Origin of the sequence: Rhizobium sp. 9140 (assembly GCF_900067135.1) — a bacterium.
Classification (GTDB): domain Bacteria; phylum Pseudomonadota; class Alphaproteobacteria; order Rhizobiales; family Rhizobiaceae; genus Ferranicluibacter.
In genome coordinates this window covers 1,493,350-1,512,437 of sequence record NZ_FJUR01000001.1, presented here as the reverse complement: position 1 = coordinate 1,512,437, position 19,088 = coordinate 1,493,350, and the positions used below count along the sequence as shown (strand labels likewise).

Genomic DNA, 19,088 nt, shown 5'->3' with positions numbered 1-19,088 from the left:
AGCGCGCGGTCAGCAGCACGATCGCTCCGGCGCAGCACCCGCCCGGAAACGGGAATGGCTGCGACATCTTTTCGTCCGTCCCGTCGGGTCATGTTCGCCGGCAACGCCAATGCTGCATGTCCCTCCGGCAGTAGCACCCGGTGTCCTGTCGACCGTTCCGGCTGCCTTGGCCCAACGTCAACCATGCCACAGCGGGCTTAATGCTCCCTTAAACCCTCGAGAACCCTTGCGCGTTACTGCCCGTCTTCGTCCCTTTTCGGATCTCACAGGGGATATCCCGGCCGAGCCGCGATCCGGTCCTTGGCGGGGGAGCGGGAATGGCGGAGAATGCAGCATGGCCATTACCCTTCTTTCCGAAACGCTCATCAACCAGATCGCTGCCGGCGAAGTCATCGAGCGGCCGGCGAGCGCTGCCAAGGAGCTGATCGAGAATGCGCTCGATGCCGGCGCCACACGCGTCGAGATCGCCACCGCCGGCGGCGGCAAGACGCTGCTGCGCGTGGTCGACAATGGCTGCGGCATGGGACCGGAAGACCTCGCGCTCGCCGTGCGGCGGCACTGCACCTCCAAGCTCGGCGGCGGCCTGTTCGATATCCGCACGCTCGGCTTTCGCGGCGAGGCGCTGCCGTCGATCGGATCCGTCGCGCGGCTGACGATCGCGAGCCGGCCGCCCGGCAGCGACCATGGCGCCGAGATCGCCGTGCATGGCGGGGTGGTGCAGGCCGTGCGGCCGACGCCGGCGAACCATGGCACGGTTGTGGAGGTGCGCGACCTGTTCTTCGCGACCCCCGCCCGGCTGAAATTCATGAAGACGGAGCGGGCCGAGGCGGCGGCGATTTCCGAGGTGGTGCGGCGCATGGCGATCGCGTTTCCGGGCGTACGCTTCCTGCTGTCGGGGCCAGACCGCACGACGCTCGAATTTCCCGCAACCGGCGACGACCGTCTGGCGCGCATCGCACAGGTGCTCGGCCGCGACTTCCGCGACAATGCGATCGAGATCGATGCCGAGCGCGACGAGGTCCGGCTGACCGGCTTTGCCGGCGTGCCCACCTTCAACCGGGGCAATTCGCTGCACCAGTATGTGTTCGTCAACGGTCGGCCGGTGCAGGACAAGCTGATCTTCTCGGCCCTGCGCGGCGCCTATGCCGAAACCATTCCGCACGGGCGCTATCCTGTCGCCGTGCTGTCGATCACGATCGACCCGGCGCTGGTGGATGTGAACGTGCATCCGGCAAAGTCGGACGTCCGCTTCCGCGATCCGGGCCTCGTGCGCGGCCTCATCGTCGGCGCCATCCGTCAGGCGCTGGCGGCCGACGGCGACCGGTCCTCGACGCTCGGCGCGCGCGGGCTCGTGAACGCCTTCCGGCCGGAAGCTTCAGCCCCTGGGTCCGGTTCAGGTTTCGCCTCTGCCGCCCGTTCCCCCGGCGGTTATGGTGGCCAGACCGGGTATAGCCAGACGACGGGGTATGGACAGGCGCCCTCGGCCCCCTGGGCGGCGGAGCGTTCGCCCTACCGGCCACTGGAGACGGGCGGGCGCGGGTTCGGGGAAGCGGCGCAGGCCGCCTTCGGATCGTTTGCGCCGACCGCAAGGATGACGCCGGAGCCTTCGGCATCGCAGTCGATGGTGCCCGAGACGGCACTGCCGGAGCACCCGCTGGGCGCGGCGCGGGCGCAGTTGCATGAAAACTACATCGTCGCGCAGACGGGCGACGGGCTCGTGATCGTCGACCAGCATGCCGCGCATGAACGGCTCGTCTACGAGAACCTGCGCAAGGGGCTCTCGACGAACGCCCTGCCCGCGCAGGCGCTGCTGATCCCCGATATCGTCGATCTCGCGGAGGACGATTGCGACCGTCTGATGGTGCATGCCGAAGAGCTTTCCAGGCTTGGGCTCACCATCAAGCGCTTCGGCCCGGGCGCGGTCGCCGTGCGCGAAACGCCGGCTATGCTGGGCGAGATCGATGCGGCAGGGCTCATCCGGCAGTTGGCCGACGAGCTGGCGGAATGGGACACGGCCAACGGCCTGTCCGGCCGGCTGGAAGCGCTTGCGGCCACTATGGCCTGCCACGGCTCCGTGCGCTCGGGTCGCCGGCTGCGGCCGGAGGAGATGAACGCGCTCCTGCGCCAGATGGAAGCGACGCCCGGCTCCGGCCAGTGCAATCACGGGCGGCCGACCTATATCGAGATCAAGCTGGCCGATATCGAACGCCTGTTCGGACGCAGTTGACGGCGAAAGGCGACTGACAGACGGCTTTGCGAGACGGCTGGCAAAACGGGCGGCGAAGGTTTACAGCGGCGGGACAGGGTTCGGCCGCTTGGGCGAGACGATCAGTCAGGGGATGAGACACGATGAACCGGTTCGAAGGCAGCGGCAACAGGATTGCGAAAATCCGGTATCTCGACGGCGATTTCAACGTCATCCTGCCGGGATCCTTCGTCATCTGCGCCATCACCGGACGCGAGATCCCGGTGGAGGAGCTGCGCTACTGGAGCGTGGCACGGCAGGAGCCATATGTCGACGCGCAGGCCGCTTTCGATGCGGACAAGCGTGCCGGGATCCTGCCCGGGCAGACGGCAGATGCGGGGTCGTCGGTTACGCCGTAGCGCTTGCGATAGCCCCTCACCCTAGCCCTCTCCCCGCTTGCGGGGAGAGGGGACGTGCCTTGCGTGAGGTTTCGATGTGAGGTGAGGCACCGCCACGAGTCCCTTCGCCCCGCCAAGCGGGGAGAAGGTCCCGGCAGGGGATGAGGGGCCGACGCAGGCGCGACAGAACGCTCTACGCCCCGCTCCGGCGCAGCAGCCGATGGCGGGCGGCGGACAGAGCGGCATCGATCATCTTGTCGGGGGCCGCGGGATCGTCGAAGACGATCTCCACATCGATGACGCGGACTTCGCGCGCGAGTTCGGCCATGCGATTCGCCTTATGACCGGCGTCGAGACGAACGCGGTCCTTGGCGGTCGTCACCAGAAGCAGGCCGGATGCGTCGGCATCGTCGAGCAGGCTGGCAATCTCGTCGGCTTCCAGATGATGGTGATCCGGGAAATTGCGCGTCGTAACGATCTCCGCTCCGGTTTCGCGCACCGTCCGGTAGAACTTTTCAGGGTCCGCGATCCCGGCGAAGGCGAGCACGCGCTGCCCCCTCAGCGAACCGTCATCCTCGTGCACGATATCGGCGACGAAGACCGGCCGTCCGGCCCGCGCCGCGGTGCGGATGACCGGGTCGGCCGCCGTCTCCCGGCCGATCTTCAGGACGGCGGAGGCATGGCGCAACTGGTGCCCGAGCGGCGCGCGCACCGGGCCTGCCGGCACGAGGCGGCCGTTGCCGATGCCGCGGCGGCTGTCGATGACGAGCAGCGCATAATCGAACACAAGGCGCGCGCTCTGGAAACCGTCATCCATGATGATCAGATCGACGCCTTCCGCCACCAGCCGCTGCGCGCCCTCGACGCGCTTTCTCGATATGACCGCCGGTGCGGCGCGGGCCAGCAGCAGCGGCTCGTCGCCGACCTCCAGCGCGCGGTGATGGTGGGGATCGACCAGCGTGGTCACGTCCAGCGACCCGCCATAGCCCCGGCTGAGAAAGCCGGGCTTCAGGCCGCGGCGGCTGGCGGCCCTGGCGATGGCGATCGCGGTCGGCGTCTTGCCGGCGCCACCGACGGTGAAATTGCCCACGCAGATGACCGGAACCGGGGCCGCCCAGCGGCGGGCGCGATCCATGCGGCGGCCGGCGATCCGCCCGTAGATCCAGGCGACGGGGCTGAGCGCGCATGCGGCCCAGCCGGGCTTTTCCCACCAGAAGGGCGGCGCTTCCGATGCCATCAGGAGGCCGTCTCGTTCATCGTGAGGTCGTCGCCCATCTGCGCGTGCTGATCGAGGAGCGCCAGAAGCTCTGTGATATCGGCGAGGCAATGATCGCTGGCGGCGGCCAGCGAATGACGGGAGCCGGTTCCGGTGAGCACGGCGACGGTCAGGCCGGCGCCGGCATGACGCCCCATGTGCATATCGTGATTGTTGTCGCCGACGACGACGACCTGATCCGGGATGAGGCCCGTCGTCGCGCAGAAGCCGTGGACCATGCCCGGCTCCGGCTTCACACCGTAGCCGCTGTCATAGCCAGCGACGTAATCGAGGCAGTCGGCAAAGCCGAAGCGTTCGGCCGTGCGGCGAATCGAGGCCTCGTTGTCGCTGGAGGCGACCCCGAGCTTGTAGCCGCGTGTCCGCAATGTCGTAAACAGTGCGGAGAGATCCGTGACCGGGACGGCATAGGCGGCAGAGCGGGAGAAGAGGTCGTCGAGGACCTCCGTCAATGCCTCGCACGTCCACGGCGCGCCGGCCTCCACCATGCCTTGCGCGATTTCCGCGGTGTTGCCGGCCGCAAGCAGGCTGTCGGCGGCAACGAATCCGGTCTCGGGGTCCATGCCGCCGGCGCGCAGCAGCGTGGCGCCGAGGTTCGCATCATCGCGCGAGGCGATGCGGGCGACCTCATAATTCACGGGCACCCAGCTTTTGGCATAGTCGAGCAGCGTCCCGTCCTTGTCGAAGAGGATGCCGGCGATCGGTATCGGAAGCGGTGTCTTGCTCATCTCGACGGTCTCCCCGGAATTTGAAATGTGCAGTATGACGCCTGCCGGACTGCGCTAGACATCGTCGCGCGGCAACAGGCGGGCCTTCACCGTCAGCGGATTGATGTAGGGCTCGAGCCCGCGGATCGTCGCCGACAGGGCACCGCGCATCTCGTGCACGGCCTCCTGACCCGCCTCGATCATCTTGCGGCGCACCTCGTCATTGGTCAGCAGATAGTGCACGCCCTTGGCCAGCATCTCGGTGTCGCGCACGATCTTGGCGCTGCCGTTCTTGGCGAGCGTCTGGTAGGTCTCGCGGAAGTTCTGGACGTTGCCGCCCGACAGGATGGCGCAGCCGAGCATGGCCGGCTCGATCGGGTTCTGCCCGCCTTCCCCGAACAGCGACCGGCCGACGAAGGCGACATCGGTCAGGCGGAGATAGAGGCCCATTTCGCCGACGGTATCGCCGAGCAGGATGTCGGTTTCCGGCGTGACGGGATCGTTGCGGGTGCGGCGCGCGACGGTCAGCCCCTTGGCGACCAGCATGGCCTCGATCGCGTCGCAGCGCTCGGGGTGCCGGGGCACGATGACGGTCAGAAGCGCGTTGCGCTCTTTCAGGGCCAGATGCACCGAACCGGCCGCGGCCTCCTCCCCCTCGAAGGTGGAGATCGCCGCCCAGGTCTTGCGGGTCTCGATCTGCTGCCGGTACTGACGCAACACGGCATTATCGACCGGCGGCGCGTCCGTATCGACCTTCAGATTGCCCGACACCATGACCGGCAGCGCGCCGAGCGCGCTGAACCGCTCGGCATCGGCCTCCGACTGGGCAATGACGAGCGCGAGGTTTTCGAAGATGGCGTCGGCGAGATTCGGGCGCTTCTTCCAGCGGGCGAAGCTGCGGTCGGACAGGCGTCCGTTGACGAGGATCTGCGGGATATGGCGCTTGCCGAGTTCCATGATGGTCATCGGCCAGATCTCGCTCTCGGCAATGATCGCAAGGTCCGGTTCCCAATAATCGAGGAAGCGGGAGACGGCCGGCTTGAAGTCGAGCGGCACATATTGGTGGATGGCGATATCGCCCAGCCGCTCGGCGACGACCCGGGCCGAGGTGGTGGTGCCGCTGGTGAGCACGACGGCGATGCCGCGACGGTGGATTTCCTTGATCAGCGGGATGACGGACATGGTCTCGCCGACGCTCGCCGCATGAAACCAGACCAGCGGCCCTTGCGGGCGGGCAGCACTCGGAAAGCCGTAGCGTTCCTGGCGGCGCGCGCGATCTTCCTTGCCACGCGCGGCGCGCAAAGCAAGGTAGGACCAGACGAGCGGATAGACCGCGGTTCCGACCCAGCGATAGCCGGACAGCGCCGCGCGCGCGAAGAGGCGCGTCATCTGGCGTTCCCCGCGCGCGCCCTGCCTGGCATGACGCTATGGGCGGGACGCGACGGCCCGGACACGCGCATGCCGCATCCGCCCAGGTTCATCAGAGCTGGCCCGGATCGAGCAGGCGGTGCATGTGGACGATGAAGTAGCGCATATGGGCGTTGTCGACCGTCGCCTGCGCCTTGCCGCGCCAGGCATGCAGCGCGCTTTCGTAGTCCGGGAAGATGCCGACCACGTCCAGCTTCTCGAGATCGCGGAACTCGACGTCCTTGAGGGTCTTCAGTTCACCACCGAAAACCATGTGCAGCAATTGCTTCTTTTCCGTCATTTTCGCCTCTTTTCGTCAGTTTTCGTCGTCTTATCGTGCTGTTTCGACGGGTGATGTGCGGCATCCAGCCGGAAAGGTCAATGCCCGTGCAGGCCGGCCGAGGCGTCCAGCAGCGCCGGCAGAGCGGGCAGCGCCGCCGCGCACAGGACGTCGTGGTGCACACTGGGCCGGTTGTAGGTCAGGGGCTCGCCGTCGAGACCGGTGAGCACGCCGCCTGCCTGCTGCAGGATCAGGTCGGCGGCGGCGAGATCCCAGTCATGGGCGTTCTTCTTCACCACCGTGCCGTCGATCTGGCCATCGGCGATCATCGCGATGCGATAGGCGAGCGAGGGAACATGGGAAACGCGCGCAACATCCTTGCCGTAGCCTGCCTTCAGCTTCGCCACGAGATCCTCGGCGATGGCGAACCGCAGCGGCTGGCCCGTCACAGGCTTGGCCACATGGATGACGACGCCGTTGCGCCGGGCTTCCGCGCTGTGCCTTGCCTGATAGAGTTCGATGAGGGCCGGCGCGTAGAGCACGCCGGCGACCGGGCGGCCCTTGTGGACGACGGCGACGCTGACGCACCAGACGTCCTTGCCGGCGATAAAACCGCGCGTGCCGTCGATCGGATCGACCACAAACACCGTGTCGCAGCCGAGCCGCGCCTCGTCGTCGTCCGTCTCCTCCGACAGCCAGCCGTAATTGGGACGGGCCGAGAGCAGGCGCTCCTTGAGGATGTCGTTTGCCGCGTAATCCGCCTCGCTGACCGGCGACCGGTCCTCGTTCTTGTAGCGGAATTCCGGGTTCTTGCGGAAATAGGTCAGGGCCTTCTCGCCGGCGGCCATCGCTGCCGTGGTGATCAGGTCCAGATCCCTGGTCCACTGATCCGGCGGGTGATGGTCGGCGCTCATGGGCTTCCTTTCCGTATGGTCGTGCGATGCGTTGGGCGATGTCCGCGTCAGACAGGCGAAGTGCGGCCAAAACATGGTGGCCGCTTCGTCATCCCAGCCTTTCGCTCTTCGCCGTGGCGGCCGTCTCGCCGGGCTTATTTTCCGGCGAGCGTCATGCCTTCCACGGCGATCGTCGGCGCGGCGACCGAGTAGGAGCGGTCGATGTCATTTGCGAGCGTCAGGGCCATGAACATCTGCTTCAGGTTGGACGCGATGGTGACCTCGGAGACGGGGAAAGCGATCTCGCCGTTTTCGATCCAGTAGCCGGAGGCCCCACGGGAATATTCGCCCGTCAGCATGTTGACACCGTGGCCGATCAGCTCGGTGACGTAGAAGCCGGTGCCGACGCTGCGGATCAGGTCCTCACGCGAGATATCGCCCGGCTCCAGCGCGAAATTGGTGGAGGACGGATTGACCGCCGTGCCGCTGCGCGCGCCGCGACCGTTGGTTTCCAGCCCGAGTTCCCGCGCCGTGGCCGTGGAGAGGAACCAGTTCCGCAAGATCCCGTCCTCGATCATCGTCATCTTCTGCCCGGTCACGCCTTCGCCATCGAAGGGCCGCGAGCCGGAGCCGCGCACGATCAAAGGATCGTCCGTCAGATTGATTCCGGCTTTGAGGATGCGCTCGCCCATTCTGTCCTTGAGGAACGTGGTCTTGCGGGCAACGGAAGCACCGTTGATGGCACCGGCGATGTGGCCGGCAAAGCCCCGGGAGACGCGCGGATCGAAGACGACGGTGACGTTCTTCTGCGTGTCGACCTGGCGCGGATTGACGCGGGCGGCAGCGCGCTCGCCGGCATGGCGACCGATATCGGCGGCACCGCGCAGGTCGGAGAGGAAGAGCGCGCTGTCGAAGTCGTAGTCGCGCTCCATCTTCGTGCCTTCGCCGGCAATGGCGCTGACGGAAAGGCTGAAGCGGGTGCCCATATAGGCGCCGGAAAAGCCGTTGGACGTGACGAGCACGAGACCGCCCATGCCGGTGGAGCCACCGGCACCGCTGGTCTTGGTGACGCCGGGTACGGCGAGTGCTGCAGCCTCCGCCTCCAGCGCGCGTTCGGTCAGCTCTTCGGTGGAGATTTCGCTCGGGTCGAAGAGGTCGAGATCGGGAACATCGCGGGCGATGCGGGTTTCGTCTGCCAGCGTCGCGTAAGGGTCTTCCGGAGATGCCTTGGCCATGGCGACGGCGCGTTCGGCCAGCACCTTCAGATCGAAGCCCGGATTGGCGGAAACGCTGGCGACGCGGCGGCCGACGAAGACGCGGAGCGAAAAGTCGTCGCTCTCGGAACTGTCGGTCGCCTCCACCTTGCCGAGGCGCACGGACACGGAGCGCGAACGGCCCCGGAGCACGACGGCGTCGGCCTGATCGGCTCCCGCCTTTCTCGCAAGGTCCACGAGCTCTGCGGCACGTGTTTCGAGTGCGGCGGAATCAATCGTCTGGGGCATGAATTGGCCTTTCATTCCCGTCCCATTTATTGTGCACTGGCCCGGGCATCAAGGGCGTGGCGCGATTCTCACCGGACGCGCGCCTTATTTCCGTCCCGCAGCCCGGCAAGAAGGCGGAAGGGCGCGGTGCGCCCGGCATAAACGGCAAAGACCAAGGGAAAAAACGTCACGATGTCGACAACGCCCGTCATGACCTCCCAGGCGCTTCTGCTGCTCGGCGGCGCCGTCGTGGCGGCCCCCATCTTCAAGAAGCTGGGGCTCGGCACCGTTCTCGGCTATCTCGCGGCCGGCGTCATCATCGGCCCGGTGTTCCACCAGATCACGGACGGGGAAGCGATCCTCGGTTTCGCCGAGCTTGGCGTCGTCTTTCTGCTGTTCGTGATCGGGCTGGAGCTGAAGATGTCGCGGCTCTGGGCCATGCGGCGCGATATCTTCGGGCTGGGGTCCGCGCAGGTTCTGGTCACCGGCGGGCTGCTGTCTGCCATCGTCTACGAACTCGGCCTGCTCGACGCGTCCGGCAGTCTCATCACGGGCTTCGGCCTCGCTTTGTCCTCCACGGCCTTCGCGCTGCAGATCCTCGACGAGAAGGGTGACACCAACACGCGCTACGGCCAGCGCGCTTTCTCGATCCTGCTGCTACAGGATCTCGCCATCGTGCCGCTGCTCGCGCTGATCCCGCTGCTCGCTCTACAGGCGCCGGAGGATACGACGCCGCCGATCCAGGACTTCTCGGTCGCCGTCGGCGCGATCCTCGTGATGGTTCTGGCCGGGCGATATCTGATCAACCCGCTCTTCCGGATTCTCGCGCGCACCGGCGCGCGCGAAATCATGATCGCCGCCGCGCTGCTGATCGTGCTCGGCGCTGCAACGCTGATGCAGATGGCGCAGCTGTCCATGGCCATGGGCGCGTTTCTGGCCGGCGTGCTGCTGGCGGAATCGAGCTATCGGCATGAGCTGGAAGCCGATATCGAGCCGTTTCGCGGCCTTCTGCTAGCGCTGTTCTTCATGGCGGTCGGGCTATCGTTGCAGATCGACGTGATCTTTTCCAACTGGCTGGTGGTGATGATCGCGGTCCCCATGCTGGTCGTCATCAAGGCCGTGACGCTCTATACCGTCTGCCGCCTGTTCGGCTCGGCGCATAACGAAGCGGTGCGCATCGCGCTGCTGCTGCCGCAAGGCGGCGAGTTCGGCTTCGTGCTCTTCAGCGCGGCGGCTGCGGCGGGCGTGTTTCCAGACGCCACAGGCTCGCTGCTCGTCGTCATCGTCACGCTGTCCATGGCGCTGACGCCAGCCGCCTCCGCTTTGTCGCGCTTTCTCACGCGGGACGAGGAGGACGAGGCCGAGGACGACATGGAGGAGGATTTCGAGGGGGCGGGCGCAGACGTGCTGATGATCGGCTTCTCGCGTTTCGGGCAGATTGCCGCGCAGATCTTGCTGGCCGGCGGACGCGATGTCACCATCATCGACCATTCCGCCGCGCGCGTCGAACAGGCCGCGACCTTCGGCTTCCGCATCTATTTCGGCGATGGAACGCGGCTCGACGTGCTGCGCGCCGCCGGCATCGAGCGGGCGAAGATCGTGGCGATCTGCACGCACCGGAAGGAGACCACCGACCGGATCGTTGATCTCGTCCAGTCGGAATTCCCCAATGCCCGCATCTTCGCGCGCTCCTATGATCGCCAGCATGCGCTGCAATTGCGGGCGCGGGGCGTCGATTACGAGCTGCGGGAGACGCTGGAATCCGGCCTGCTCTTCGGCCAGCGCACGCTGGAGGAGCTTGGCGTCACCGACGCGCAGGCCATCGCGATCACCACCGATATCCGCCGCCGCGACGAGGCGCGGCTGGAGGTTCAGGCTGTGGACGGGCTGGCGGCCGGCCGCGACATGCTACATTTCCGGCCGGTCAAGCCGGAGCCGCTGATGAAGCCGAAGCGGGAGCCGGTAGCGACGCTCGGACCGGACGAGGAAATCGCCGAAGCCGAGCGGACACAGGTGGTGAAGTAGGGTCAGGCTTACCGCGACAGGAGCGTGTCGAGCGCGGCCTTCACCTCGTCCTTCACGCCGGCGCTCACCGTCAGCACCTCCTGCGCGCGCATGAAATCCATGACGCGGAAGCGGCCGACATCCGGGCGCACCAGAAGATCGGGCGCATGCGCCTTCATCTTCATGGCCGTGATCGTCTGCATCATCAGCTGGCTCGCGCCGAACATCGCGTCCATCCGCGTCGGCAGCGTCGATCCATCCCCCTCCGGCCCGCCGACGACATCGACGGCAAGCACGACATCGGCAAGGCCTTCGAGATGATCGAAGGGAACCGGATTGACGAAGCCACCGTCGATCATGACCCGCGCGCCGAGCCGCACAGGCTGGAACATGCCGGGAATGGCCGCGGAGGCGGCGATGGCCAGGCGCAGATCGCCCGACTCCAGCACCGTCTCGCTTTGCGCGTAATAGTCGGTGGCGACGACTTTCAGAGGAATGGACAGCGCCTCGAACGTCTGCGGTATGGCCTCCGGCAGGAAGGCGGAAAGCACGCGTTCGAGATTGAACGGGCCGAAGCGCAGGCTGCCCCCGATCGCCTGCAGGGTCGAGGGACGCAGCCGCCAGAGGCGGTTGGCAATCTCCTTGCGCCGGCCGACGGTCGAGAGCGCGAAGTCACGGATATCGCTGCCGCGCATGCCGGCCGCCATGCCGGCTCCCATGATGGCGCCGATGGAGGTGCCGGCGATAACGCGCGGGCGGATGCCGAGGTCATCCAACGCTTCGATGACGTGGATATGCGCGAGACCACGGGCGCCGCCACCGCCGAGCGCCAAGGCCACCGATGGGCCGCTCGATGCTGTGTTGGCGGACGGCATCTCCGACATCGCCGCGTCAGCCGCGCTTGCGGAAGCGATAGAAATGCATGCGGGTATCGCCGAACTGGCGGATGTCGAGCGGCTCGAAATCGGGGCCGGCCATCGGCGTCACATCGGCGCGCTCTTCGAGAATGACGAGCGCATCGGGCAGGATCCAGCCGCCGGCCGATGCCGCCGCCAGCGCCCGCTCGCCAAGACCCTTGCCATAGGGCGGATCGGCGAAGACGAGGTGAAAGGGTTCGACGGTGCCGACAGTGCCGAGGTCGGTCGCGTCGCGCCGGAAGATCCTGGCGCGACCGGTGACCCCCAGCGTCTCGATATTGGTGCGCAGCAGACCCCTGCCCTCCGCGCTGTTTTCGACAAACAGCGCTTGCCGGCAACCGCGCGACAGAGCTTCGAGCCCGACCGCGCCTGTTCCGGCGAAAAGGTCGAGGATGCGGGTTTCCTCCAGCCGTTCCGGATAGGCATGGCTGAGGATGTTGAACAGGCTTTCGCGCGTCCTGTCGGATGTCGGCCTGATATCCGATGTCGCCGGGCTCGCAAGAGCCCGGCCACGAAATTCTCCCCCGACGATGCGCACCGGGCGCTACTTCCCGCCGCGCGGCTTGGAACCGCCCGGTTTTCCGCCCGAAGGCTTGCCGCCAAAGGAGGGCTTGCCACCGGATTTGGCGCCAGGCTTGGCAAAGGACTTGCCAGCCGGGCGATCGCCGCCGAAGCTCTTCTTCTCGCCAAAGCTCTTTTTGGGACCGAACGAACGCTCGCCATCGCCGCGCGGGGCGCGGTCGCCACGATCGCCGCCGTCGCGGGACTTGAAGCCGCCGCGTTCCTCGCGGACCGGGGGCTCGCTGGCCTTGATCCAGTCGCGGTCGTCCTTGTCGCGCTCGACGATGACGCGGGGGCCGCTATCGGGCCGGGCAAAGCTCGCGCCGCTCTTGCGGTCCGGGTCGAAACGCTGCTTGCCGGCAATCGCCTGACCATCCTTCGTGCGGCCGTAGCGCTTCACCTTGGGCGCGCCCTCGGGACGCTCACGGCGAACCGGCTTCTCGGCGGCGGCGGCCTCGGAGCCGGTCTTCTTTTCGGCCAGGGGACGGGCGCCGGGCGCCATCCAGACATTGGCCTTGCGCGGACGGCCGAGCTGCTGATCGCGCTTCGGCCCATCGCCACGCGCCGCCGGCGCGCTGTCGCGACCTCCTCGTTTGTTGTCCGCCGGCCGCGTATCGAGACGGCCGCGCAGGCGCTCGTTGCGATCAGCGGTCTTTTCGCGGAAGGCTGGCTTTTCGTAAGCGCCCTGCCCGCGGTCGCCCGAACGGTCGTTTCCACGCTCGGCGCTGCGCTCCGTCGAGACCAGCGGCCCTTCGTCGTCGGCATCCGAATTGTTGAAGAGCGGCGCGTCGAAGTTCGCCTTGGCATCCTCGATCAGGCGCGGACCCAACTGGTCGCGCAGCGTGCGGCCACGAATTTCCTGCGCCGCACCCTCCGGCAGTTCGCCGAGCTGGAACGGGCCGTAGGAAATGCGGATCAGGCGGTTCACGTCGAGGCCGAGCGCGCCGAGCACGTTCTTGATCTCGCGGTTCTTGCCTTCGCGCAGGCCCATGGTGATCCAGACATTGGCGCCCTGAACCTTGTCGAGCGTCGCGTCGATCGCGCCGTAGAGCACGCCATCGACGGCGATGCCGTCCTTGAGCTTGTCGAGGTCGGCCTGTTCGATCTTGCCATGGGCGCGAACGCGGTAGCGACGCAGCCAGCCGGTGGCCGGCAATTCCAGCACCCGGGCGAGACCGCCGTCGTTCGTCAGCAGCAGCAGGCCCTCGGTGTTGATATCGAGACGGCCGATGGACAGCACGCGCGGCAGGTCTTCCGGCAGGCGGTCGAACACCGTCGGACGGCCTTCCGGATCGTTGTTCGTGGTCACGAGACCCGTCGGCTTGTGGTAGAGCCAGAGGCGCGTGCGCTCGATGCCGCGAATCGGCTGGCCATCGACCTCGATCTTGTCGGACAGCGTGACGTTGACGACCGGCGTTTCCAGTTTGGTGCCGTTGACGCTGACGCGGCCTTCCATGATCATCCGCTCGATATCGCGACGCGAGGCGATGCCGGCACGGGCGAGGATCTTGGAGATGCGCTGCGGCGCCTCGTCGGAAACGGCTGTTGCCGCCACGGCGCGGGCGCGGGCAGGACGCTCGTCGGTGGACCGATCGGCGGAGCGCTCGCCTCCCGGCCTCTCGAACTTCGGCTTATCGAATTTCGTTTTGTCAAACCTCGGCTTGTCGGAAGGGGGCCTGTCCGAGCGGGGCTTTTCCGAGCGGGGCTTATCGAAACGGGGCTGCTCGCCCCAGGGCTTGTCGGAGCGGGCCTGTTCGGCACGCGGCCTGTCGAACGCCGGGCGTTCCGTCGGGCGCGTTTCGTTCGGCGTTGCGTCGTCGCGCTTTGCAAAGGCGGGCTTGCCGCGCGGCGGCCCGCTGGTCTTTCCGAAGGCGGGCTTGCCGAACGCAGGCTTGCCGCCCTCTCTCTTTTCGAAGGGCTTCTTCTCGCCTGCGTTTTTGCCGAATGCCGGCTTGCCGAATTTGGCCTTGCCGGCCGGCTTGCCGTCGGCTGCCGCGGCGCGCGGCGCGCGGTCTGTCGTCTTGCCGCCGCTTGCGGGCTTGCCGCGCGGCCGCTGGGGCTTGTCATTGGATGTCATTTGTGTTGCCTGCCTTTTCAGGCTCTCCTATCAGGTCGGAGCCGATGGGTTAAGAGAAATAATGACGCGAATGGCCGCATCACCGGGGTTCATGGATCTGGCGCTGGCGGAAGCACGGGCGGCGCAGGCGCGCGGCGAGGTGCCGATCGGCGCCGTCGTCGTGCTCGACGGCACCGTGATCGGCGCCGGCGGCAACCGGACGCGAGAGCGCCGCGACGTGACGGCCCATGCCGAGATTGAGGCCATCCGGCAAGCTTCACAGGCACTGAATGCGGAACGCCTGACCGGCGCGGACCTCTATGTCACGCTCGAACCCTGCGCCATGTGCGCCGCCGCCATCTCCTTTGCCCGCATCCGCCGCCTCTATTACGGCGCCGGCGACCCGAAGGGCGGCGGGGTGGATCATGGCGGGCGCTTCTACGCCCAGCCGACCTGCCACCATGCGCCGGACGTCTATTCGGGGCTCGGCGAAACGGAAGCGGCGGGATTGTTGCGCGCCTTCTTCGAGGCGCGGCGGTAAAGCCTCAGCCCGCTGCGAAGTCCTGCAAGGCCTGGCCGGTCAGACGGTAGCGGGTCCAGCCATCCATCGGCTCCGCGCCGATGGCACGATAGGCGCGGATGGCCGGTTCGTTCCAGTCGAGCACGCTCCACTCGAAACGGCCGCAATTCTTGTCGACGGCGATCCTTGCCAGATGCCGCAACAGACTGCGCCCGGCGCCCGTGCCGCGCGCTTCCGGCGTCACGTAGAGATCTTCGAGATAGAGCCCGTTGCGGGCCTGCCAGGTGGAGTAGATCAGGAACCAGACGGCAAAGCCGATGGGCGCGCCGTCGCGCTCGCAGATTACGGCCTTGGAGACGCTGTCCGGGCCGAAGAGGGCCTTCGCGGTGGTCTCCACCGTCGCTTCCACCTCGTGCTCCAGCTTCTCATAGGCTGCCAGTTCCCGCACGAAGCGAAGGATGATAGCGGCATCCTCGATGGTTGCCTCGCGGATCGTGACGCTCATGGCCGGATCAGAAAACCTGCCACCACTTCTTGCCGCTGCCCTGCACCTGCGCTTCCTTCTTGCGACGACGTTCCTTGATGCTTTCGTCCTCGCCAAGATCCGTCAGGGCTTCCTCGGGTGCCTTGCGGTAGGCGAGCGGGGGATCGCTGAGGAAACGGCGTTTGTCGGCATAGGCCCCCATCTGCACCTTGCGGGCTTCGCGATAGGCTTCCTGCTGCTCCTTGGCGGTGAGCTTGCGGCCGTTGGCCGAGGCTTTCGCGAGCGGCGAGACATAGCCCGGCCGGTCCGCATTCTCGTCGGCTTCCTCGCGCAGGCGCTGGCGCGTTTCCTCGGGCGATTCGACCCAGGCCGGGTTGTCCTTGTTGGCGAGCGAAGCCTGCGGCTGGACAAGGGCCGTGCGTTCGCCGGATGGCGGCAGGACGAGACCCGGCCGCGGCTGGTACTTCACGTTGGCCGCCTTGTCGCCGCCCATGCTAACCGTGCTGCCGAGATCGTCCATCAGGTGCTCGCCGGCCGTCTTGTCCGTCCCGTAGGTCGGCCCGCCGATACAACCGGTCAGCACCAGGCTTGCGGCCAGGATCGAGAGCACGCCGGCGCCCGCACCATACTGTCGCGTCATTGTCATTCAAACCCTTCCAGCGCGTGCGGCCTGCCCCGCCAGCCTCCAGACGCTCCCGGACCCCCCGGGATACGCCAGGGCCGATCTGCCCGCCAATTCCTGCCCCATGACGGATAAATCCGCCCATTTTCAGGCAGGGTTCTACCGGATGAACGGCGCGAGCGCAATTCACCCGGTTCTCATGACGTCCACCCATTCGAGCCGCGAAGCCTCTTCAGGCGAAGAAGCCGCCTCAGAGCGAAATGCCGAGCTCTCGCAGGGCCGCCGCATCGCGCGCGGTGACGTCGGGATAGGCCGGATCGGAACCGACATCGGTCGTCACCTTCCACGAACGGGCGCATTTGCGGCCTTCGGCCAGACGCGGCTCGACGGAGATCTTGCCCTCGCCTTCCAGACGGAATGCGTTTTCCGGACCCTTGCCGACGACGACCTCGATGGCCGAGGTGATGCAGATCTCGGCGAAATCCTCACCGTCCAACGCTTCCGCCGTCGTGGCATCGGCGATGTAGACGACGGGGGCGGCCTCCAGCGACGCGCCGATGCGCTTTTCGCGTCGCTCGATCTCCAGCGCGCCGGTGACGACGCGGCGGATATCGCGGATCACGCGCCACTTCTCGGCAACCGCCTCGTCGCGCCATTCGGCCGGCAGCTCGGGGAACTGCTCCAGATGGATCGAGACGGCATCGGGTTTCAGCGACAGCCAGGCTTCTTCCGTGGTGAAGGGCAGCATGGGTGCCAGCCAGGTGACGAGGCACTCGAAGATGCGGCGGATGACGCAGAGGCTGGCGCGACGGCGCAGGCTCGACGGCGCGTCGCAATAGAGCGCGTCCTTGCGGATGTCGAAGTAGAAGGCCGACAGTTCGACATTGGAGAAATCGATGAGCGCGCGCGTCACCCGCTTGAAGTCGAACGCGTCGTAGCCGCTGCGCACGACCTCGTCGAGTTCGGCCAGCCGGTGCAGCATCAGCCGCTCGAGCGAGGGCATGTCGGCCAGCGCGACGTCGTCGCCAGTGTCGTGCGCCAGCGTGCCGAGCATCCAGCGGATGGTGTTGCGCAGCTTGCGATAGGCATCGATATTGGTCTGGATGATCGCCTTGCCGACGCGCAGGTCGTCGGCATAGTCCGATGTCATGACCCAGAGACGCAGAATGTCGGCGCCGGCATCCTTCATGACCTCCTGAGGGGCGGTGACGTTGCCCTTCGACTTCGACATCTTCTCCCCCTTCTCATCCATGATGAAGCCGTGGGTGACGACGGTGTCGTAAGGTGCGCGGCCGCGCGTTGCCGCGCTTTCGAGCAGCGACGAGTGGAACCAGCCGCGATGCTGGTCGGAGCCTTCCAGATAGACGTCGGCCGGCCATTTGAGATCCGGCCGGTCCTCCAGCGTGAAGACATGGGTAGAACCCGAGTCGAACCAGACGTCGAGGATGTCCATGACCTGGCGCCATTCGGCGGGATCGTGGTCGTTGCCGAGGAAACGCTCCTTTGCGCCCGCCGCAAACCACGCATCCGCGCCTTCCGCCTCGAAGGCTTCGAGGATGCGGGCGTTGACGGCGTCGTCATTCAGCACCGTGCCGTCCTCGCGGGCGAAGACGCAGATGGGGACGCCCCAGGCGCGCTGGCGGGACAGCACCCAGTCCGGGCGGCCCTCGATCATGGCGCGCAGGCGGTTCTGGCCGGCGGCCGGCACGAAGCGCGTGTCGTCAATGGCGGTGAGCGCGCGGGTGCGCAGGGTCGTGCCGTCGGCAAGGTCCTTGTCCATGTAGACGAACCATTGCGGCGTGTTGCGGAAGATGACCGGCTTCTTGGAGCGCCAGGAATGCGGATAGGAATGCTTCAGCCGGCCGCGGGCAAAGAGCGTGTTGGTGGCGATCAGCGCCTTGATGACGCGCTCGTTGGCATTGCCCTTCTTGCCGTTGTCGTCCATGACGCGCGCGGGACCACCCTCCGCCTCCGGGCCGAAGCCGGGCGCGTCCTTGGTGTAGTAGCCGGCGTCGTCAACCGGGAAGGGGATGGCGGTGTCGATGCCACGGGATTCGAACGCGCGCGCGTTGTCCATCCAGACGTCGAAGTCTTCGCGTCCGTGGCTTGGCGCGGTGTGCACGAAGCCCGTGCCGGCGTCGTCGGTGACGTGATCGCCGGCGATGAGGGGGACAGGGAAGGTGTAACCGAGGTCGGCGAGAGGGTGGGCGCAGGTGACCGTGGCAAGTTCGTCGGACGCGACGTTGCGCAGACGATTTGCCTGCAGCTTGGCTTTGGCGAAGGATTCGGCTGCCAGCTTATCGGCAAAGATCAGCTTTTCACCGGGACGCGGGCCGAAATCGTTGGCGGCTTCGGTGACTTCGTAGAGGCCGTAAGAGACACGGTTAGAGAAAGCGATGGCGCGGTTGCCGGGGATCGTCCATGGGGTTGTGGTCCAGATAACGACGAAGGCGCCATGGAGATCGCGGCCATCAGTAAGCGTTCCATGATTTCCAGATGCACTCGACGAAGAGCGCAACAAGCGCCTTGAATTACCTGCGAGCGAAAGACGCAAGTCGCTTGAACCACTTACAACCGGGAACTTCACCCAAATCGTATCACTCTCGACGTCGTGATACTCCACCTCCGCCTCGGCCAGCGCCGTGCGCTCTACCACCGACCACATGATCGGCTTGGAGCCGCGATAGAGCTGGCCGCTTTTGGCGATCTTCAGCAGCTCCCCGGCGATGCGGGCTTCGGCGTGAAAGTTCATCGTCAGGTAGGGATTGTCGAAATCGCCGGTGATGCCGAGGCGCTTGAACTCGTCGGCCTGCACCTTGATCCACTTTTCGGCATAGGCGCGGCATTCGCGGCGGAACTCGATCATGGCGGCGGGTTCAGAGAGGTCGGGCTTGCCCTTCCCCTTGGCGCGGTAGTTCTCCTCCTCGATCTTCCACTCGATCGGCAGGCCGTGGCAATCCCAGCCGGGGACGTAATTGCTGTCGAAGCCGCGCATCTGGAAGGAACGGGTGATGACGTCCTTCAGGATCTTGTTCAGCGCATGGCCGATATGGATGTTGCCGTTGGCATAGGGCGGGCCGTCATGCAGCACGAACTTTTCACGGCCGGCGGCGGAGGCGCGCAGCTTTTTGTAGAGGTCCATCTGCTGCCAGCGGGCCACCATCTCCGGCTCCTTCTGCGGCAGGCCGGCGCGCATGGGAAATTCGGTTTCGGGCAGATAGAGGGTCTTGGAATAGTCGAAAGTCTGGGCGGTCTCGGTCATGTCGGCCATCATTCTCTGGCGCTGGGGAAGCGCGATGT

At 66.5% G+C, this 19,088-nt stretch carries 16 protein-coding genes; 4 read left to right on the top strand and 12 right to left on the bottom strand.

What is annotated here, in order from left to right:
- Nucleotides 1-334: 334 nt before the first annotated feature.
- Both mutL and GA0004734_RS07020 read left to right on the top strand, forming a co-directional pair.
- Nucleotides 335-2,227 carry a DNA mismatch repair endonuclease MutL gene (gene mutL / locus GA0004734_RS07025; RefSeq protein WP_092932403.1) on the top strand — a complete coding sequence of 631 codons (1,893 nt, stop codon included), beginning with the start codon at nt 335-337 and terminating at the stop codon, nt 2,225-2,227.
- A gap of 122 nt (nt 2,228-2,349) precedes the next feature.
- The gene (locus GA0004734_RS07020) at nt 2,350-2,604 is read left to right on the top strand and encodes a DUF2093 domain-containing protein (RefSeq protein ID WP_092932401.1); all 255 of its coding nucleotides are present in this window, start codon (nt 2,350-2,352) and stop codon (nt 2,602-2,604) included.
- Nucleotides 2,605-2,776: 172 nt separating this feature from the next.
- On the opposite strand, the gene lpxK is transcribed toward GA0004734_RS07020, so the two are convergent.
- From lpxK to GA0004734_RS06990, 6 genes are all read right to left on the bottom strand, one after another.
- Nucleotides 2,777-3,820 carry a tetraacyldisaccharide 4'-kinase gene (gene lpxK, locus GA0004734_RS07015; RefSeq protein ID WP_092932399.1) on the bottom strand — a complete coding sequence of 348 codons (1,044 nt, stop codon included), beginning with the start codon at nt 3,818-3,820 and terminating at the stop codon, nt 2,777-2,779.
- Nucleotides 3,820-4,584 (bottom strand): HAD family hydrolase, encoded by a 765-nt coding sequence (locus tag GA0004734_RS07010; protein ID WP_092932398.1) that lies wholly within the window; start codon nt 4,582-4,584, stop codon nt 3,820-3,822. Before GA0004734_RS07010 ends, lpxK begins: the two co-directional genes overlap by 1 nt.
- Nucleotides 4,585-4,638: 54 nt before the next feature.
- Nucleotides 4,639-5,952, bottom strand: a complete 1,314-nt coding sequence (gene waaA, locus GA0004734_RS07005; protein ID WP_092932396.1) for a lipid IV(A) 3-deoxy-D-manno-octulosonic acid transferase — start codon at nt 5,950-5,952, stop codon at nt 4,639-4,641.
- A gap of 91 nt (nt 5,953-6,043) precedes the next feature.
- Nucleotides 6,044-6,271, bottom strand: coding sequence for a DUF4170 domain-containing protein (locus GA0004734_RS07000; protein ID WP_092932394.1), 228 nt, complete (start codon nt 6,269-6,271; stop codon nt 6,044-6,046).
- Nucleotides 6,272-6,348: 77 nt separating this feature from the next.
- On the bottom strand, nt 6,349-7,164 hold the full coding sequence (locus tag GA0004734_RS06995; protein ID WP_092932392.1) for a 3'(2'),5'-bisphosphate nucleotidase CysQ: 816 nt from the start codon (nt 7,162-7,164) through the stop codon (nt 6,349-6,351).
- Nucleotides 7,165-7,298: 134 nt separating this feature from the next.
- Nucleotides 7,299-8,645, bottom strand: a complete 1,347-nt coding sequence (locus GA0004734_RS06990) for a TldD/PmbA family protein (RefSeq protein WP_092932390.1) — start codon at nt 8,643-8,645, stop codon at nt 7,299-7,301.
- 171 nt (nt 8,646-8,816) lie between these two features.
- Here GA0004734_RS06990 and GA0004734_RS06985 point away from each other — a divergent pair, with 171 nt between their 5' ends.
- Nucleotides 8,817-10,649 carry a monovalent cation:proton antiporter-2 (CPA2) family protein gene (locus GA0004734_RS06985; protein WP_092932388.1) on the top strand — a complete coding sequence of 611 codons (1,833 nt, stop codon included), beginning with the start codon at nt 8,817-8,819 and terminating at the stop codon, nt 10,647-10,649.
- 8 nt (nt 10,650-10,657) lie between these two features.
- Here GA0004734_RS06985 and GA0004734_RS06980 read toward each other — a convergent pair whose 3' ends face one another.
- From GA0004734_RS06980 to GA0004734_RS06970, 3 genes are read right to left on the bottom strand one after another with little or no spacing between them, the layout of a single operon-like run.
- Nucleotides 10,658-11,503, bottom strand: coding sequence for a patatin-like phospholipase family protein (locus GA0004734_RS06980; protein WP_245292358.1), 846 nt, complete (start codon nt 11,501-11,503; stop codon nt 10,658-10,660).
- 16 nt (nt 11,504-11,519) lie between these two features.
- Nucleotides 11,520-12,083 carry a 16S rRNA (guanine(966)-N(2))-methyltransferase RsmD gene (gene rsmD / locus GA0004734_RS06975; protein ID WP_092932384.1) on the bottom strand — a complete coding sequence of 188 codons (564 nt, stop codon included), beginning with the start codon at nt 12,081-12,083 and terminating at the stop codon, nt 11,520-11,522.
- Nucleotides 12,084-12,089: 6 nt separating this feature from the next.
- Complete coding sequence (locus GA0004734_RS06970; protein ID WP_245292357.1) at nt 12,090-14,183, bottom strand: pseudouridine synthase; 2,094 nt, start codon at nt 14,181-14,183, stop codon at nt 12,090-12,092.
- A 70-nt stretch (nt 14,184-14,253) separates the two neighbouring features.
- Here GA0004734_RS06970 and GA0004734_RS06965 point away from each other — a divergent pair, with 70 nt between their 5' ends.
- Nucleotides 14,254-14,703, top strand: a complete 450-nt coding sequence (locus GA0004734_RS06965) for a nucleoside deaminase (protein WP_092932382.1) — start codon at nt 14,254-14,256, stop codon at nt 14,701-14,703.
- A 4-nt stretch (nt 14,704-14,707) separates the two neighbouring features.
- Here the strand turns inward: GA0004734_RS06965 and GA0004734_RS06960 are convergent, their stop codons facing one another.
- From GA0004734_RS06960 to ileS, 3 genes are all read right to left on the bottom strand, one after another.
- On the bottom strand, nt 14,708-15,187 hold the full coding sequence (locus tag GA0004734_RS06960; RefSeq protein ID WP_092932380.1) for a GNAT family N-acetyltransferase: 480 nt from the start codon (nt 15,185-15,187) through the stop codon (nt 14,708-14,710).
- A gap of 7 nt (nt 15,188-15,194) precedes the next feature.
- Nucleotides 15,195-15,812 (bottom strand): hypothetical protein, encoded by a 618-nt coding sequence (locus GA0004734_RS06955; protein WP_092932379.1) that lies wholly within the window; start codon nt 15,810-15,812, stop codon nt 15,195-15,197.
- A gap of 226 nt (nt 15,813-16,038) precedes the next feature.
- Nucleotides 16,039-19,050, bottom strand: a complete 3,012-nt coding sequence (gene ileS / locus GA0004734_RS06950) for an isoleucine--tRNA ligase (protein WP_092936008.1) — start codon at nt 19,048-19,050, stop codon at nt 16,039-16,041.
- Nucleotides 19,051-19,088: the final 38 nt, after the last annotated feature.